Here is a 14252-nt window from a genome sequence, read left to right on the forward strand (position 1 = left end):
GTGGGCAGAGCCCAATTAGAAGGTACCTGTTGGCTGCGACACTTACGGGTCAATCAGCCAGATCAATCCCGGTTTCCGGTCAGATCTTGGCGATGCGGGTGCGGCTGAGGCGCACCGTCTGTCCGAAGGAGCGGATGGCGGCCTGAAACGCTCTCATTCCCATGATGGAGACCACCCCGGTGGTGCGGTCGCGGTGGGGGATCGGCACTTCGGCTATTCGAGCGCCGGAGCGGGCCAGCATTCCCGAGAGCACCACGTTGGGGGCGAAGGTGTCGTCGGGGATGGGCTCCAGCAGGGGGGCCAGCACCGACGAGCGCATCAGCCGATAGGGGCAGTTCACATCGGCCAGACGACAGCCGAAGGCCACCCGGGCGGTGAGCCGGGCTGCCCGGGTGATGGCCCGACGGCCCGGTGACTGATTCCGGCTGGTGCGGATGCCGATCACACCTTCCACGTCGGCGCGACGCTCCCATAGTCCACCGAATGCCGCGGCGGGCATCTCGTGGTCGGAATCGGTTTGGAATACCCATTCGGCGGTGACCACCCCCCGGCGGTAGCCCTCAAGGATGGTGGGCCCGTGGCCGCTGTTGGGTTTGGCGTCCACCACCAGGCGCGGGTGGCGTTCGGCCACCGCCCGCAAGACCTGCTCGCTGGCGTCGGTGGCCCCGTCAACGATGGCCACCAGCTCGTAGTCGATTCCCAGGCTGTCGAGCACCCCGAGCCAGCTCTGCGCCACCTCGGCGACGATCTCCTCCTCGTTGTACACCGGCATGAACGCGCACAGTTCGAGTCGGTTCCCTGGACTCACTCTCGGGCGCTCTCAGCTAGAAGCTGGGCCTCCTTCTCAGCCAGGATGGCGGCGCTCAGGTCGTAGCGAATGGCGGCGGTATTGGGCTCAGGCCCGGCCCATCCGGGCAACAGGCCCCGCTCGTGGCAGAAGAACTGGGCCTCCACGTTGGTGCCGTTCAGCTCCCGGGCTTCGGGGTCGGTGGCCAGCCAAGCCACCACCGCGCCGATCACGTCGGGGGGCTGGCCGGTGTCCTCGAAACCGAACTGGGCCATGTCCTGAGCGATGCGCTCGGTGGAGATGTAGCCGGGCTGCACGTTGAAGGTGTTGATGCCGTCGTCGCCGTGCTCCGCGGCCAAGAATCCGGCCACCCGGTGAAAGGCGCCCTTGCTGATGCCGTAGCCCATGCCCCAGCCCCCGTCGCCGGCCGCCTCGGTGGGGTCGGCGTAACCTGATGCCGAGGTGATGTTCACTATGGTGCCCCGGCCCCTCTCGATCATCTGGGGCAGAAACGCCTTGGTGAGCACCAGCGGGGCCAGGCAATTGGCCTTCAGGTGATGGTCGAGCAGCTCGATGGGGGTGTCGAGCAGGCGATCCATGTGGCCGGGTCCGATGTAGCGCCCGTTGTTCACCAGAACGTCAACTCGTCCCCACCGCTGCAACACCGTGGCGGCGGCCGCTTCCAAGGAGTCGTAGTCGAGCAGGTCGGCGGCGGTGATCAGGGCGTCACCCCCGGCCTCGGCCACCAGCGCGGCGGTGGCCGATAGGCTGCCGGGCAACGGCGAGGTGTCCGACCGCTTAACCGTGGACGAGTGCTCCCGCTGCTCGCCCTCCTGCACGGTGCGGGCCGACACGGCCACATCAAAGCCCGCCCGGGCCAGATGCACCGAACACGCCTTCCCAATCCCCCGGCTGGCCCCGGTCACAAACGCCACTGGTCGGTCACTCATAGCCCGTAGTCTGCCTGCTTTGGCCCCGCTGCGGCCAAAGCGGTTGGCCGGTGTTTCCTCAGCGGTCTCGACCTTTAGCCGTGTGTCGCCGAATTGGCGGCGCGGTCTTGGGTCTTGAGGTATTGGGCGGCGGGGGTTTGTTGGGCGGCGATGTTTCGGGTGTAGTGGGCGGCCATTCTGGCTGACTTCCAGCGGCATGCCTGCATGAGTCCGGGCAGGTCGATGCCGAATGCGACGAGGTCTTGGGCCATGCCGACGCGCAGCGAGTGGCTGGTGATGTTGGCGGGGTCTATGCCGGCGGCTTTGGTTGCGGCTTTGATGCAGCGGGTGACGGTGCTCGGGGAGATTTTGAATACGGGGTCTTCGGGGCGGGCGTCGGCGGGCCTTATGCGGGCCAGCGCTTGGGTGGTGCATTGGGATATGGGCACGACGGCCCCTTGGCCAGTCTGGTCGGTTTTGGAGGTGCGGATCCTCACTGTGCCGCACTCGCCGTCTGCTGTTAGGTCGATGTCGGCCCAGATGAGGGCGAGAAGTTCGCTACAGCGAAGGGCGGCGTCGTGGGCGATGCAGATCATGGCGATATCGGTTTGGGCGCGCCGCTGGGCCTGTTGGGGGGTTTCCAGTCGCCCGCCGGGCTGGTTGCTGCGGGGTTTTCTAGCGGCTTCGACGATTTCTAGGAGGTTGCCCCAGCGCAGCGGCGCGGCTTGGTTCGACGTGCCGCCGTTGGCGGCGGCCATTCGGATCAGCCCCGACAGCAGCTTCCGGACTCGGGGGTGCTTGGCGGGGTTTGGGCCGGGCCGGTCTCGGTGTTTGTAGGCCACGGCGGCCAGGTAGGTGCACTGGGTGGCGGGCTTTTTGCCCTGGAGGAACAAGGTGGCCAGCCAGTACAGGAGATGGTGGGGCTCGGCGGGAAGGGTCTGGTGACCTCTTTTGTGGGCCCAACGGGTCCAGCTATTCCATCCGGTGTTGTAGGTCTTGCGGGTGTTGTCCGCCAGAGCTGAAGTTTCGGCCTGGGCTATGAGCGATCCCAGTTGGGCCGGGCTGGGTTCGCTGCTGTGGCTGGGCGCGGGATTTGCGCTTGGCGTGTTCTCTGGCGGGGCCGGGTCGTTGATGGTGTCTGTTTCAATATCCACGGCCCGTGGTCTAGCAGGCGTTATGGAAATATATCAAATAGTAATAGAAAGAATCTGTATCGAAAGAAAACAGAGTATTTGACGGATAATTGCCTTTATTTACTACATTGAAACCGTAGCGCCTGTCAAGCAATCCCCGAGATTCTCAAGGTACGAGCCCGGATATAGACGGCCCGTTACCGGGCTGACCTCGGAAAACAGGCCACAACTCGGCTAGCCGGAACTGCCGGGCTGCTGAACTCCCCAGCCGCGGATCGAAGAGATCCGGCTCTGGGCGACACAGGAAAGGTCGTCGCCCCAGCACCGGAGGCGCCCTCGACCCGGACCCGGCCCGTCCTATCCGAAATCGCTGTACCGAAGCGGCTCCTTCGCCCGCAGACGGGACCCCCGGCCGAGTTCGCATGCGGCGGATAAAGGCAATTATCCGCTGCGTACCGAACGGGGAACCGGACCCATGACACGACGCTCAGCCCTCGTCTCCGATTTCTTTGGCTTTGTGGCCGCGAAGCTGCGCTGTGCCCGGCGCGCCCCCAGCGGCTCAGCGCCCGTCGCCGGCGCGGCGAGGCGGCTGTTGTTGCTGTTGGTGGTGTTGGCCGTGTTCGCGGCGTCGCTGATGTTCTCGGGCCCGTCGTCGGCCCACGAGGTTCCCCCGGAATATTCGTGCAGCGTCGGGAGGCTCGTTGGCGGCCAGTGCCTGCATTCCGCTGATCCCACCTACAGTTGCTCGTCGGGGACGCTCGAGGGCAGCAGGTGCAAGGTGACTGCTGATCCCACCTACAGCTGCTCGTCGGGGACGCCCGAGGGCGATATCTGCCGGCAAACGGCCGCGCCCATGTGGTCGTGTTCGTCGGGGGCGCCCACCGGTACCCGGTGTGTGGAGACCGCCGTTCCCACCTATAGCTGTATATCGGGGTCGCTGTCGGGTTCCCAGTGCCTGCATTCCGCCGACCCCGTATACAGTTGCTCGTCGGGGTCGCTGTCGGGTTCCCGGTGCCTGCATTATGCCGATCCCATCTACAGTTGCCCGTCTGGGGTGCTGAGGGGCGCCAGTTGCGTTTTGACCCATGAGCCCGTCTGCACGCTCAACAACGATTTCGCCGCGTGCGACACTCCGGGCGTTGCCTACCACTGCTCACCCGGGTACACCCTCTCGGGCACCCGGTGCACCAAGACCGCCGCCGCCGATGCCGGCTGCCCCTCCGGATATCTGACGGGGGCATTCGGCATCTGCTACAAGTACACCGCGGCCAGCTCCGACTGCCCCTCGGGATACCCGCCCCCGTCCCAGGGCCTCTGCCTCAGACACACCCCCGCCCAAGCCGGCTGCCCAACCGGGTATGCGCTCTCTGGGGGCCAGTGCACCAAGACTACTGCCGCTGCTGCCGGCTGCCCGGCGGGATACGAACTGGGCACCTTCGACCTCGAGGGCACCACTGTCACCTACTGCTACAAGAACACCCCCGCCCGAGCCGACTGCGAAACCGGCTATGCCCTCACAGACGGCCAGTGCACCAAGCACACCGCGGCCAGCTCCAGCTGCCCCTCGGGATACCCGCCCCCGTCCCAGGGCCTCTGCCTCAGACACACCCCCGCCCGAGCCGGCTGCCCTACCGGCTACACCCCCTCAGGCGCCAACTGCGACCACGCCCACACCGCCATCACCGGCCTCGAGGCCACCGCCACAACAGCGGCCGGCGTCGCTTACACCGACGACTTCACCGTCACACCGGCGACCTCGACCGTATCGGTGTCCGGCGACGGATGCGCCCTGTCGCCCGCCTCCAGCACCGGCACTCACACCCTCACCGCCACCCGCCCCGACGCCGGAACCCGCACCTGCACAATCACCGCGGGAACCGCCACCGCCACCGCCACCATAACCTTCACCCCCGCACCCACCCCCACACCGACGCCTGCGCCCACCCCGACGCCTGCGCCCACACCGACGCCTGCGCCCACCCCGACGCCGCGCCCTACACCGACACCGGCGCCGCGCCCTACACCGACACCGGCGCCGCGCCCTACACCGACACAGGCGCCGGTGCCGTGGGCGGTGCCTGGGGGTTTCGGGTGCTCGTGGTTGGCGGAGGGCGATGACCGGGTGGTTTGCACATGGGATGCCTCAGCGGGCGCTGCCGGCGGCTACGCGGTGAAATACGAGCTCACCGCGAGCATCCGGGGAACCACCAGGAAGTTCCTCCAAGAAACGACAACAAACGGCCCAGCCGTTTCCGTCGGCATGAACAGATACGTGACAGAGGCCAGGTTCCGGGTGGCCGCCATCAGCCCTGACAGGACCGGACCGTTCACCGCCTGGGCCACCGCCGCCAAGCCTGTGCCGCCCGCGCCGTCGTGGGTGTCGGTGAACTGCCGCGACAACGCAGACCTGAGCATATTGTGGACAAAGGCCCAAAACGCCACCCAATACCGGCTAACCATCGCCATCAGCGGCCGCTCTACAACAGCGCGAACCGTCACCGAATACATGCCCGACACCCCCCAGCCCAATCCGCCTACCAACCACACCCTCGCCGGCGCGATCGGAGCCCGCTACACTGTCACCGTCGCCGCCTCCCGCGGCGGCACCGAGTGGTCCCCCGAATCCCCGCCGGGCTCGACTGCCTGCACACCTGTTGCCCCTCCCGCCCCCAACGTCGTGACGGCCTCATGCCAGGGCGGCGTGCTCACAGTAGAGTGGGACACCGCAGGCACAGGTCTCAGCAGAGCCACCATATACAAGCCCAGAATCTTCACCAGCGAAACCATGACAGCCGACACTAGATGGACCGCCAACGCAGCCGGCACCGCCACCTCGGCCACGATCCCCGCCGACGGTGAACCCGACCTGCCCGCAACCGGAACCTTCCAAGTCAAAGTCAAAGCCGCCAACACCGCCGGCGACAGCGGGTTCAGCGACCCAGCAGAAGCCACCTGCGGCCCGCCCGGGCTCGTATCCGGAGTCGATTGCACCGTAGTTTCCGATGACTCGATCACGATTGAGTGGAATCCTGTTGTGGGTGCTGACGGCTATCAGGTTGTGGCGTCGATTTGGGATGTGGCCAGTCCCCTCAATGCTAATCTTCTGGGTTGGGAAGACGCGGGGATTCCAAGGATGGCGTCATCTGGCAAATTCGTTTTCAAGCTTGACGGCCTGGACAGCGAAGTTGGCTACTACCTGGGAGTGAGAGCCAGAAACAGTTCGGGCCTGGGCGATTTGGGTTCTGGCAGTGTCCGACAATGTGAGACCATCGACGACGACTGGTTTGTGGTCAGGTGCACTGGCAATGGGGTGCTTGCCGCGGAGTGGTCTGACCCGTCCGGCGATTTACCTGAACCATCGAAGTATTCGGTGACAGCCTATATGGCATCGGCATCCTCTGGCTCTGGCGTTGTCGGCACCTATTCTGGGGTCGGATTGATCAGGTCGTGGTTGGTTAGGCCCAATCAGCCCTATCTGGTGGAAGTCGCAACTGAGAACGCATTCGGTGGGCCGGTCTACGCAAAGGCAAAGAGGGTGAAGTGCCCCTTGCTGTCGTCTCCTGATTGGAACAGCCCCAACAACACCGGCTCAGCCTTTTGGGACAGGGTTCTCGCTGCGATCAGGACTTTGGGTAATAGCGGTACTTCAAGCAATCCGATTGAAATCACTTTGGCACCGATAACGATCGGTGTGGAGCAGTATTACTACACCGACTATCAGATAGCACTGGCAAGTCGGACTTGCAAGAGCACTGTTAGCGATGGGCATACAACTCAAACTTGTGATGAAGTCTGGGATGAAAGAATCGAAGTAAGACTCGACAAAAGCAGCCTCGACCAAGTAGTAGACGACGCAATCACGTACCTGGTCCCAGACATTACCTTTAAATTGAAATGGGAATCCCTAGCTAGTGTCAATACATTATTGCAACTATATAGCACCGCACAAGGAACGGGTTACCTAGGTTCTGTCAAGATATATTTGCCTCGTGCCGCATTGAGATCCGGTCAGTTGGTGGCCGCAGCACTTATTATCGATTTTACGTATCATGATATAAGTCAACCAAGAGCATTGATAAGCGGCATGTCGGAATGTTGGTATGTGCTGCCTAAGGATCGAGGCAGTGATATCAAGAGCTGGAAGTCAAAAAGATATCCGATAGCCGGGTCCCCAAATAGTCCATCAACCCAGTTAACGGCTGCTAAGACGTTGGGCAATGTCACAACCATCAGAAATGCAATTGTTCACTATTGCGATGTAGAAAAATGAGTCAGCAATGAGAAACGAAGAACAGGGACTCAGTTCTGCTGAAAAGCCAGAACCTGTGAAATTGACTTTCAAACAATTCTGCTCATGTGCCTGGATTGCGATAAAGCAAGTAAAACCCATTTTCTTGCCAGTCTATGTTACATTGACCATTTATGCTTCATTTGGAGGATGGCCCTTTCCCGAAGGCAGATATGTAAGCATAGTGGGTGCTTTAGTTCTGGTAGTTAACTATACCATTGTTGAAATTAAATTGAAGGACGCCTACCAAAAGGCTCGCCAACAGTACGGCTCATTGAACAACTAAGTTACGATAAGCATACTTGCATGCAATCTGCATGGACATTGCCAATTGATCACACGTGGCGCAGATCTTTTCCGTGCCAGGTGCTCTTCAGCTCATCGGGGGGTTTGGGGAAGGCGCCGCGGGTCCATTGGGGGATGGCGGTGCGGGCGGTGATGAGCCAGCGGTCGTCGAAGCGGGCCACGTCGTCGCAGTAGCGCAGGCCCAGAATGAGATCGTCGGCGCCGGAGTCGTCCGACCGCATGTGGTAGCCCACCGCGTAGGTCTCCACGTGGCCCTCGTCGGCGCCCTCTTCTAGGTTGACGTACTGGTTGCCCATGAAGTGCATGGTGGCCTCGAACTTGTGCAACTCTTTTTCGGTCCAGTCGAGATAGGGGCCGAGCGGTCCGGAAATGACTGTCCCGCTGATCTGGCAATCGGGGTGGAAGTTGGACCGCACCAAGTCGAAATCAATGAGGTCGATGCCCCGGGCGTATCGCTGGGGGAGCTCCTTGATGAGCTCTCGATCCTTCAGCCATCGAACTGTGGTCTCGATGTCCATCACGCCTCCCTTGCCTCGCGCCCAGGCAGTGCGCCCCGCGCTACGGTTGCCCCATGAAAGAGCTGGTCTATCACCGATCGTTCTACCCGGCAGTGGAACGGTACGCCGAAAAAGAGGCGATTGTCGACGGCGGCTACCGGGCGAGCTTCGCCGCCCATGGGGAGAGGGTCAATCGGCTGGCCAACGCCCTAGGGAGCGAGCTGGGCGTAAAGAAGGGCGATCGGGTGGCCATAATGGCCCTCAACAGCGCCGCCTACCTGGAGCTTTACCACGCCTGCTATCTGGGTGCCGGCGTCATCAATCCCCTCAATCTGCGGCTGGCCGGCCCCGAGTTGGACTACATCGTGCGGGACTCGGGCACCGAGGTGGCCTTTGTCGACGCCTACTTCGCCGAGCCCTTCGCCAAGGCCATGGAGGCGGCGGGCGACAGTCCCATCCGCACGGTGGTGCTCATAGGGCAGGGCGATGTGCCCCACGATGTGGCCTACGAAGACCTGGTGGCCGCCGGCGACGACACTGTGCCGCCCGAGCCCGAAGAGGAAGACCCGGTGGTGCTCATGTACACCGGGGGCACCACCGGCCTGCCCAAGGGGGTGCTGGTGCAGCAGCGGGCCGAGATGCTGAACGTGTATCACGTGGCCATTGGGCTGGGCGGCACGAGAGACGACGAGGTGTTCTTGAGCCAGACCCCGCTGTTCCATGCCGCTTCCATGGCCAGTCTGCTGTTGATTCCGGCCGCAGGCTCCAAGATGGTGACCATCCCCGCCTTCGACCCCGGCGGCGTGATGAACCTCATCGAGGCCGAGGGCATCACCCAGACGGTGATGGTTCCCACCATGATCGGCATGTGCCTCCAGCACCCCGAATACCGGCCCGAGCGGCTGGCCTCGATGCGCGATCTCATCTACGGCGCGTCGCCGATGCCCGAGGCCGTCTTGGACCACCTCTTGGAGCACCTGCCCGACGTGAACCTGCTCCAGGGCTACGGCATGACCGAGTGCTCTTCGGTGCTCACGCTGCTATCGCCCGAGGATCATGTTGCGGGCAGCCCCCGGATTCGGTCGGTGGGCGCTCCGGTATTCGGGGTGAACCTCTGCATCCAAGACGAGGACGGCAATGAGCTTGGCAATGGGGAGATCGGCGAGGTGTGCGCCCGGGGCGGCAACTACATGCGGGAGTACTGGAACAAGCCCGAGGCCACCGCCGAGGTGTTCCGGGACGGCTGGTATCACACCGGCGATGCCGGTTACCTCGATGAGGACGGCTACCTCTTTTTGGTGGACCGGGTGAAGGACATGATCGTCACCGGCGGCGAGAACGTGTACTCCTCAGAGGTGGAGAGCGCCATATCCACCCATCCCGGCGTCGCCCAGGTGGCGGTGATCGGCATACCCGACCCGGTGTGGGGCGAGGCGGTCCATGCCGTTGTAGTTCCCACGCCGGGCAGCGAGGTGACCGCCGAGGAGATCTGCGAGCACGCCCGCCAGTCAATCGCCGGCTACAAGGTGCCCAAGTCGGTGGAGTTCAGGGCCGAGCCTCTGCCCCTGTCGGGGGCCATGAAGGTGCTCAAGCGGGAGCTGCGAGCCCCCTACTGGGAAGGGCAGGCCAAAAACGTCGGGTAAATGCCGAGAACATTGCCGAAGCTGCCCCTGATTTGGCGGAGGCTGTGGGTAGGCTGGCGATCATGCAGGTAGATATACGTCATGCCCCCAGCTTTGCGGTCGCCCGGTGCAACCTGGGCGGGGGCGAGCAAGTAAAAGTCGAGGCCGGCGCCATGTCGGCCCACTCCTCGGGGATGTCGCTGGAGGCCAAGGTGGAGGGCGGGATGCTCAAGGGGCTGAAGCGCAGCGTCCTAGGCGGTGAGTCGCTGTTCGTGTCCACCTACACCGCCCCTGCTCAGGGGGGCTGGGTGGATGTGGCCGCCAAGCTGCCCGGCGACCTCCGGGTGATCGAGTTGGACGGGTCGCAGTCGTGGATCATCGAGAGGGGCAATTGGCTGGCCTCAGAAGCCTCGGTGGTGATGGACACCAAGTGGGGCGGCTTCAAATCGCTGGTCGGCGGCGAGGGCGGTTTCATGGCCCACGCCGAGGGCACCGGCAACGTGGTGGTGGCCTCCTATGGGGCCATCGACGTGATCTCGTTGGCCGCGGGCGAGACGGTGGTGGTGGACACCAGCCACATGCTGGCCTTCCCCGACACCGTCAGCTATGAGCTGCGCCGGGCGGTGGAGGGCCGCTCGATCCAGTCGATGAAGTCGGGCGAGGGCCTGGTGTTCCACTTCGCCGGCCCCGGCGACATTCTCACGCAGACCCGGAATCAGCAGCAGCTGATCGCTTGGATCAACACCGAGATCGGCTCTCGGGAGTAGGCGCGCCTAGCGCTGGCAGCAGTCGGCGGGGCAGGGAGCAGGCGGGGGGGCCAGCACGAGGTCGGCAATCATCTTGACGAACGCGGGGTGGGTGCCTGCGGTGGGCACTCGGGTGAACCGTAGCCCCAGCAGGTCGGCCCGCTGGCGGGCCTCGGTGTCGAGGTCGTAGATCACCTCCATGTGGTCGGCCACAAAGCCGATGGGTACCACGATCACCGCCTCGGCCCCACCGGCGGCCACCTCATCGAGCGCGTCGCCGATGTCGGGTTCGAGCCACGGGACGTGGGGAGGGCCGCTGCGGCTCTGATAAGCCAGCGACCACCCGCTCGCTCCGGTGCGGATCGCCACCTCGGCGCAGGCCTCGCTGAGCTGGGCCTCATAGGGAGCCGTGGCGGCCATGGAGTCGGGAATGCTGTGGGCGGTGAACACCACCGGGGCGGTTGGCTCAGCTCGCCGGGCCACGGCCACGTTTTCGGCCATGGCCGACAGGAAGCCCTCCTGGTCCCAGAACGGGGGCACCTTGTACACCAGCGGGGCATCGGGGCCCACCGCGGCTCGGGCCCGCTCGATGTCGGCGGCGTACTGGCGGCAGCCGGAGTAGGAGCCGAAGGCCGAGGTGGCGAAGCCCACTGCCCGGCAGACGCCGTCGTCGCGCATCTGGGCCACGGCGTCGGCCAGCGTGGGCGGCCAGTTCCGGTTGCCCCAGTAAACCGGGAGCCCTGCCCCGCGTCTGGACAGCTCTTCGACCAGGGCGGCGATCAGATCGCGGTTGCACTGGTTGATGGGGCTGACCCCGCCGAACAGGTGGTAGTGCTCGGCCACCTCGGCCAGGCGATCGTCGCTGACGCCCCGGCCCCGGGTCACGTTGCGAAGAAACGGCATCACGTCGTCGGGTCCCTCCGGCCCGCCGAACGACACCACGAGGACTGCATCTACCTCGGGCGCCAATCCGGGTTGGCCAGGGTCGGTTGAAGGGGCAGTGGGCATGGTCGGTAGGCTTGTGGGATGGGCAGGGGGTTTTGCCGCCCAAGGGAATAGTGCGATAAACCCGTTTTGAGGGTAGCCGAACTTGGGGGAGAGTTTGCGGGCTCAACAACGCAGTCGCCTGACGGTTCTTCTTGTGGCGGCGTCCGCCACACTGGCGGTCGCCGGCGGAGTCGCTGTCGGTCAGTCCGACAGCGGTGAAGGGGCCGCGCAGCCGGTCGCGGTTGAATCGGCGATACCGGCGTGGCGTGATCTGGCCCGGGCCCAAGAAGACTTGGAATTGGCCCTGGGGGCCCGTGATGCCGCGCTGATGGCCATGGACCGCACGGTGGACGCGTTGCACCTCGAACTGGCCCGGCTGGACGAGCTCATCGACGTGGACTCCGGTCGGCAGCTTCTGAAAGGCGAAGCCGAGCAACTGGTCGTGCAGGAGTACATGTCGGGAGGCGATGTGGAGGACTTGGTCTTCATTCTCGGGGTGTCGGAGGCCACTGACGCCCTTTGGCGGGAAGCCCTGCTGTCGGAGCTGTCCGAGGTTGTCGACCAGGCCCTGAGCGCGGTGGACAACGTGTTTGAAGAGCAGGAGCGAACCGAGGCCCGCATCGGGCGGCTCAACGACGCCATCCCCTACCTGAACAGCCGCCTGAACGATGCGGAGCAGTCGGTGGAAGCGGCCGAATGGGTGGTGTACATCGCGGAGATCAACGACATGGCCGACCGCGAACTGGCCCAGAGCCGGTTCATCGAGCCCACCGAACGGCACTGGTACAATCTCCGCTTTTGCGAGTCCACCAACAACTACACCGCCGAGAGCTCCAACGGCCTGTTCTACGGGGCCTACCAGTTCGAGCCCCGGACATGGAGGACAGTGGGCGGCACCGGCAACCCGGCCCACGCCCCGCCCGAAGAGCAGGATGCCAGAGCCCGACTGCTCTACGCTCGCAGGGGCGACCAGCCCTGGCCTCGAGACTACTGCGGTCGGTGGCTCCCCGCGAACTAGCTTCTTGAGCCAATGAAGCTGTGGGTGGTGCTGCTCCTCGCCGACTGCGTGCTCGTTGGCATGGGGCTCACCTACCTGACCGGTTTGAAGCTCCGCATCGAAGAGCGGGTGGCCTACGGGGCGGTGGTCGGATTCATGGTGGTCACCCTGGTGGGCTTTGGCGCGGGCTGGGCTGTCGGAGCGCTGAGCGGATCGGTGGTGGCCGGGGCGGCGCTGTTGGCCACCGCCATCTCGGCCGCTGGCTGGTGGGGGGGAGTCAGCCAGATCGGCGCCGAGTGCCGCGATTTCCGGCGCCGGCTGATGCGGCCCGTCTCCCATCCGGAGAACCCGGCCCCCCTTCTCCTGCTGACCGCCCCATCTTGGGCCATAACCGCCTGGATCTTGAACCGGGCATATCTGCCCGACGGCTCGGGGGGTGTGCTGGCCGGCCACCTCTCGTCGTGGACCGACTGGCAAGCCCACCTGACCTACGCCTCGTCGTTCGCCCACGGGGAGAACTTCCCCCCGGAACTGCCCACCGCTTTCGGGGTCGACCAGCTGCCCTACCACTTCGGCATCGACTTCTTCGCCGCCATGCTCGACCGGGCTGGCTTGAGCGCCTTCGGCGGGTTGGAGGTTTCGTCGGGCTATTTGGCGTTCGCGTTCGTGCCCACCATGTACCTGGTGGGGATGAGGCTGTTCTCCAGCCGGGCGGTGGCGGCGGCGGCGGTGCTGGTGTTCACCCTCTTCGGAGGGCTGGGGTGGCTCCGGTTCTTCCACGATGCGGCCGACGGGGGTTGGGGCATCGTCTGGGACCTGCCCACCGACTACACCCGCCACCACCTCGGCAACATCTTGATGGAGAACGCGGTTACCGGGAACCTGTTCCCCCAGCGGCCCACTCTGGCCGGGTTCTCCCTCCTGTTGGTTGCCGTCGTGCTCATGCGGGAAGCCCACCAGTTGAGGTCGGCCAAGCTGTTCGCCGCCGCGGGCGTGATCGTGGGGCTGATGCCGCTGTTCCACGTGTATTCCTTCGCGGTGGCACTGGGGCTGGGCCTCATCTGGGCGGGGCTGGACCGCCGCGGGCAATGGTGGTGGTTCGCCCTGCCCGCGCTGGCCCTCTCGGTGCCGGTAGCCCGGTGGATCAAGCCGCTCAACACCGACGTGGTGGTGGAGGCCTGGGTGGGCGGCGGCTGGATGCAGGCGCCCTCCTATTCGATTGACACCGACAGTCTGCTCACATTCTGGTGGCGCAACGCCGGGGTGTTTCTGCTGTTGATGCTGGTCGCTCAGGTGTGGAGGGGCACGCTGCCCCGAGTTCTGATGTGGGCGTCGATCCCGGTGTGGTTGTGGCTGATCGTCCCCAACTTCGTGCGGGTAGACCCGTCTCATCCCTGGAACAACACCCACTGGTTCGTCCCGGCGATCCTTCTGGGGTCGTTCCTGGTGGCTTCGGTGCTGGTGCGGTTGGCCTCGGCCGGCTGGTTCGGAGCGGCGGGGGCCGCGGTGCTGTTCTTAGCCCTCACCTTTGCGGGCGCGCTCGACATCTGGAAGGCGGTCGACCCCGACGTTGGCGTTTGGCCCCATCCGATCGCCTCAGGCGACGGAGTGGCCGCTGGCGAGTGGGCTCGGGACGAGGCGCCTGCTGACAGCGTGTTCCTGATCGGCTTCGAGCACACTCATCCGGTTCCGGCGCTCAGCGGCCGGCAGACGGTGGTGGGCTACGCCGGTTGGATCAACGACCTCGGTGTCACCGACTGGCCGGTGCGACATGAACAGGCCCGCACCATGCTGGGCGGATACAAGGGCGCCGAGGAGCTGATAGATGACTATGGGGTGGACTATGTGGTGGTCGGACCGATCGAGCGCCGGGCCGGGGTCAGCGAGGAGTACTGGGCGTCTCGGGGGACTCTGGCCTTCGTTCGGGGCGAGTACTCCATCTATGAGGTGGATTGAGCAG

Annotated in this window: 13 protein-coding genes; 7 read left to right on the forward strand and 6 right to left on the reverse strand. The window is 64.6% G+C overall.

Going from position 1 to position 14252, the window contains the following annotated elements; genetic code table 11:
* Positions 1 to 79 precede the first annotated feature (79 nt).
* From ACOGXA_RS16050 to ACOGXA_RS16060, 3 genes are all read right to left on the reverse strand, one after another.
* Positions 80 to 808, reverse strand: a complete 729-nt coding sequence (locus ACOGXA_RS16050) for a glycosyltransferase family 2 protein (protein WP_419924853.1) — start codon at positions 806 to 808, stop codon at positions 80 to 82.
* Complete coding sequence (locus ACOGXA_RS16055; RefSeq protein WP_419924854.1) at positions 805 to 1737, reverse strand: SDR family NAD(P)-dependent oxidoreductase; 933 nt, start codon at positions 1735 to 1737, stop codon at positions 805 to 807. Before ACOGXA_RS16055 ends, ACOGXA_RS16050 begins: the two co-directional genes overlap by 4 nt.
* A 74-nt stretch (positions 1738 to 1811) precedes the next feature.
* On the reverse strand, positions 1812 to 2870 hold the full coding sequence (locus tag ACOGXA_RS16060; protein ID WP_419924855.1) for a tyrosine-type recombinase/integrase: 1059 nt from the start codon (positions 2868 to 2870) through the stop codon (positions 1812 to 1814).
* Between the two features lie 1761 nt (positions 2871 to 4631).
* Here ACOGXA_RS16060 and ACOGXA_RS16065 point away from each other — a divergent pair.
* Positions 4632 to 4967 (forward strand): hypothetical protein, encoded by a 336-nt coding sequence (locus ACOGXA_RS16065; protein WP_419924856.1) that lies wholly within the window; start codon positions 4632 to 4634, stop codon positions 4965 to 4967.
* A 45-nt stretch (positions 4968 to 5012) separates the two neighbouring features.
* Here ACOGXA_RS16065 and ACOGXA_RS16070 read toward each other — a convergent pair whose 3' ends face one another.
* Entirely contained in the window at positions 5013 to 5315 is a 303-nt protein-coding gene (locus ACOGXA_RS16070; protein WP_419924857.1) for a hypothetical protein, read from the reverse strand.
* Between the two features lie 40 nt (positions 5316 to 5355).
* On the opposite strand from ACOGXA_RS16070, the gene ACOGXA_RS16075 reads away from it, so the two are divergent.
* The gene (locus ACOGXA_RS16075; protein ID WP_419924858.1) at positions 5356 to 7119 is read left to right on the forward strand and encodes a hypothetical protein; all 1764 of its coding nucleotides are present in this window, start codon (positions 5356 to 5358) and stop codon (positions 7117 to 7119) included.
* A 7-nt stretch (positions 7120 to 7126) separates the two neighbouring features.
* Positions 7127 to 7423 (forward strand): hypothetical protein, encoded by a 297-nt coding sequence (locus tag ACOGXA_RS16080; protein WP_419924859.1) that lies wholly within the window; start codon positions 7127 to 7129, stop codon positions 7421 to 7423.
* A 49-nt stretch (positions 7424 to 7472) separates the two neighbouring features.
* Here ACOGXA_RS16080 and ACOGXA_RS16085 read toward each other — a convergent pair whose 3' ends face one another.
* Complete coding sequence (locus tag ACOGXA_RS16085) at positions 7473 to 7961, reverse strand: nuclear transport factor 2 family protein (RefSeq protein ID WP_419924860.1); 489 nt, start codon at positions 7959 to 7961, stop codon at positions 7473 to 7475.
* 53 nt (positions 7962 to 8014) lie between these two features.
* Between ACOGXA_RS16085 and ACOGXA_RS16090 the strand changes: the two genes are divergently transcribed.
* Together ACOGXA_RS16090 and ACOGXA_RS16095 are read left to right on the forward strand one after the other, a co-directional pair.
* The gene (locus ACOGXA_RS16090) at positions 8015 to 9583 is read left to right on the forward strand and encodes a long-chain-fatty-acid--CoA ligase (RefSeq protein ID WP_419924861.1); all 1569 of its coding nucleotides are present in this window, start codon (positions 8015 to 8017) and stop codon (positions 9581 to 9583) included.
* Positions 9584 to 9645: 62 nt separating this feature from the next.
* Positions 9646 to 10329, forward strand: a complete 684-nt coding sequence (locus ACOGXA_RS16095; RefSeq protein ID WP_419924862.1) for a TIGR00266 family protein — start codon at positions 9646 to 9648, stop codon at positions 10327 to 10329.
* Between the two features lie 6 nt (positions 10330 to 10335).
* On the opposite strand, the gene ACOGXA_RS16100 is transcribed toward ACOGXA_RS16095, so the two are convergent.
* Positions 10336 to 11316, reverse strand: a complete 981-nt coding sequence (locus ACOGXA_RS16100; protein WP_419924863.1) for a ferrochelatase — start codon at positions 11314 to 11316, stop codon at positions 10336 to 10338.
* 133 nt (positions 11317 to 11449) lie between these two features.
* Between ACOGXA_RS16100 and ACOGXA_RS16105 the strand changes: the two genes are divergently transcribed.
* Positions 11450 to 12313, forward strand: coding sequence for a transglycosylase family protein (locus tag ACOGXA_RS16105; RefSeq protein WP_419924864.1), 864 nt, complete (start codon positions 11450 to 11452; stop codon positions 12311 to 12313).
* Between the two features lie 12 nt (positions 12314 to 12325).
* Complete coding sequence (locus ACOGXA_RS16110) at positions 12326 to 14248, forward strand: hypothetical protein (protein ID WP_419924865.1); 1923 nt, start codon at positions 12326 to 12328, stop codon at positions 14246 to 14248.
* Positions 14249 to 14252 lie beyond the last annotated feature (4 nt).

The sequence above is a fragment of the Candidatus Poriferisocius sp. genome, assembly GCF_965208475.1.
Lineage (GTDB): Bacteria > Actinomycetota > Acidimicrobiia > Acidimicrobiales > Bin134 > Poriferisocius.